At 68.9% G+C, this 3,740-nt stretch carries 1 protein-coding gene; it reads left to right on the top strand.

Annotated features, from left to right (window positions below):
• A partial coding sequence (locus ACFWJO_RS31485; protein ID WP_386870651.1) for a HAMP domain-containing protein occupies positions 1-3,740 on the top strand: 3,740 nt, incomplete at both ends.

The following is a 3,740-nucleotide window of genomic DNA, read 5'->3' on the forward strand; positions in this document are numbered from 1 at the left end:
ACGACGGCGGTGGCCAACGGTGACCTGTCGCAGAAGGTCACGGTGGACGTGGCCGGCGAGATGCTGGAGCTGAAGAACACCGTCAACACGATGGTGGACCAGCTGTCCGCGTTCGGTTCCGAAGTGACCCGTGTGGCGCGGGAGGTCGGCGTCGAGGGCCGGCTCGGCGGTCAGGCGCAGGTGCCGGGCGCCGCGGGTACGTGGAAGGACCTCACCGACTCGGTGAACACGGCGTTCCGCAACCTCACCGGTCAGGTGCGGGACATCGCGCAGGTGACGACGGCGGTGGCCAACGGTGACCTGTCGCAGAAGGTCACGGTGGACGTGGCCGGCGAGATGCTGGAGCTGAAGAACACCGTCAACACGATGGTGTCGCAGCTGTCCTCGTTCGCCGACCAGGTGACGCGGATGGCCAGGGACGTGGGCACGGAGGGCCGGCTCGGCGGTCAGGCCCGGGTGGACGGCGTGTCGGGGCGCTGGCGGGAGCTCACCGACTCGGTGAACTTCATGGCCGGCAACCTGACCTCGCAGGTGCGGCAGATCGCCCAGGTGACGACGGCGGTGGCGCGCGGTGACCTGTCGCAGAAGATCGACGTGGACGCGCGCGGCGAGATCCTGGAGCTGAAGAACACCATCAACACGATGGTCGACCAGCTGTCCGCGTTCGCCGAGCAGGTGACCCGGGTGGCCCGTGAGGTGGGCACCGACGGCCGCCTCGGCGGCCAGGCCGTGGTGCCGGGCGTGGCCGGTGTGTGGCGCGACCTGACGGACTCGGTGAACGGCATGGCCGGGAACCTGACCGCCCAGGTGCGCAACATCGCGCAGGTCGCCACCGCGGTGGCCCGCGGTGACCTGTCGCAGAAGATCGACGTGGACGCGCGCGGCGAGATCCTGGAGCTGAAGAACACCCTCAACACGATGGTGGACCAGCTGTCCAGCTTCGCCGACCAGGTGACGCGGGTGGCCCGTGAGGTGGGCACCGAGGGCATCCTGGGCGGCCAGGCCGAGGTGCAGGGTGTCTCCGGCACCTGGAAGGACCTCACCCAGTCGGTGAACATGATGGCGAACAACCTGACCTTCCAGGTCCGGAACATCGCCGAGGTCACCACGGCGGTCGCCAAGGGCGACCTGTCGAAGAAGATCACCGTCGACGCCAAGGGCGAGATCCTGGAGCTGGTGACGACCGTCAACACGATGGTGGACCAGCTGTCGAACTTCGCCGACGAGGTGACGCGGGTGGCCCGTGAGGTGGGCACCGAGGGCATCCTGGGCGGCCAGGCGCGGGTGCGCGGCGTGACCGGCATCTGGAAGGACCTGAGCGACAACGTCAACCTGATGGCCAACAACCTGACCAGCCAGGTGCGGAACATCTCCCGGGTGTCCGCGGCCGTCGCCAACGGCGACCTGACGAAGAAGGTCACGGTCGAGGCGCGCGGCGAGGTCGCCGAGCTCGCCGACACCGTGAACACCATGGTGACGACGCTGTCGTCGTTCGCCGACGAGGTGACCCGCGTGGCCCGCGAGGTGGGCACCGAGGGCGAACTGGGCGGCCAGGCACGGGTGCCCGGCGTCTCGGGCACCTGGAAGGACCTGACCGAGTCGGTGAACTCGATGGCCTCCAACCTGACCGGTCAGGTGCGCCAGATCGCCGCCGTCACCACCGCCATCGCCAAGGGCGACCTCACCAAGAAGATCGACATCGACGCGCAGGGCGAGATCCTGGAGCTGAAGAACACCATCAACACGATGGTCGACCAGCTGTCGAACTTCGCGGAGGAGGTCACCAGGGTGGCCCGCGAGGTGGGCACCGACGGGCAGCTGGGCGGTCAGGCCCGGGTCCGTGACGTGGACGGCACCTGGCGGGACCTGACCGAGTCCGTGAACGAGATGGCCGGGAACCTGACCCGGCAGGTGCGCGCCATCGCGGCCGTCGCCACGGCGGTGACCCGCGGCGACCTCAACCTGAAGATCGACGGCGTGGACGCGGCCGGCGAGATCCAGGCGCTCCAGGACAACATCAACACCATGATCGCCAACCTGCGCGACACCACCCTCGCCAACGAGGAGCAGGACTGGCTGAAGGGCAACCTGGCCCGCATCTCCGGTCTGATGCAGGGCCGCCGGGACCTGGACGACGTCGCCTCGCTCATCATGAGCGAGCTGACGCCGGTGGTGTCGGCGCAGCACGGCGCCTTCTTCGTGGCGATGCCGACCGGTTCGAACGTCAACGACGCCGAGTCGGTCGGGGAGGGCGAGGGCCCGTACGAGCTGCGGATGCGCGGCAGTTACGGCTACTCCGCCGGCTCGATGCCGACCTCCTTCCGGCCGGGCGAGACCCTGATCGGTACGGCGGCCGAGGAGAAGCGGACCATCCAGGTCAACGTGCCGCCGGGCTATCTGAAGATCTCCTCGGGTCTGGGCGAGGCCGCCCCGGCCCATGTGATCGTGCTGCCCGTGCTGTTCGAGGGCCGGGTGCTCGGCGTGATCGAGCTGGCGTCCTTCCAGCCGTTCACGCAGATCCAGCGGGACTTCCTCAACCAGATCGCCGAGCTGATCGCGACGACGGTCAACACCATCAGCGTCAACACCCGTACCGAGGTGCTGCTCCAGCAGTCGCAGGAGCTCACCGAGCAGCTGCGGGAGCGGTCGGCTGAGCTGGAGCACCGGCAGAAGGAGCTGCAGAACTCCAACGCGGAGCTGGAGGACAAGGCCGAACTCCTCGCCCGGCAGAACCGGGACATCGAGGTGAAGAACACCGAGATCGAGGAGGCCCGGCAGGTCCTGGAGGAGCGTGCCGAACAGCTCGCGGTCTCCATGCGCTACAAGTCCGAGTTCCTGGCGAACATGTCGCACGAGCTGCGCACGCCGCTCAACTCGCTGCTGATCCTGGCGAAGCTGCTCGCCGACAACGCGGACGCGAACCTGACGCCGAAGCAGGTCGAGTTCGCGGAGACCATCCACGGCGCGGGCTCGGACCTGCTCCAGCTGATCAACGACATCCTCGACCTGTCGAAGGTCGAGGCGGGCAAGATGGACGTCTCGCCGACGCGGATCGCGCTGGTGCAGCTCGTCGACTACGTGGAGGCCACCTTCCGGCCGCTGACCGCGGAGAAGGGGCTCGACTTCTCGGTGCGGGTCTCGCCGGAGCTGCCCGCCACGCTGCACACGGACGAGCAGCGGCTCCTCCAGGTGCTGCGCAACCTGCTGTCGAACGCGGTGAAGTTCACCGACACCGGTGCCGTGGAGCTGGTGATCCGCCCGGCCGGCGGGGACGTGCCGCAGTCGATCAGGGAGCAGCTCCTGGAGGCGGGGACGCTGCGCGACCCGGAGGCCGAGATGATCGCCTTCTCGGTGACGGACACCGGTATCGGCATCGCGGCCGGGAAGATGCGGGTGATCTTCGAGGCGTTCAAGCAGGCCGACGGCACGACCAGCCGGAAGTACGGCGGTACGGGCCTGGGGCTGTCGATCAGCCGGGAGATCGCGCGGCTGCTCGGCGGCGAGATCTACGCGGCGAGCGAGCCGGGCCGCGGCTCGACCTTCACCCTGTACCTGCCGCTGAGCCCGGTCGAGCCGGCGTCGTCCGGGCAGGGGCCCGACCAGCTGGATCCGGAGGGCCGGGGCGGGGGCGAGAGGGAGGAAAAGGGGGGGGGGGTGTACCTCTCGCCCGCCCCCCAGCCCACCAAGAACAAGGTGGGAGGGGGGGGGCTGTTTCCGCACCCCCCCCCAAAAGCTGAACA

The organism is Streptomyces sp. NPDC127092 (assembly GCF_042722475.1).
Lineage (GTDB): Bacteria > Actinomycetota > Actinomycetes > Streptomycetales > Streptomycetaceae > Streptomyces.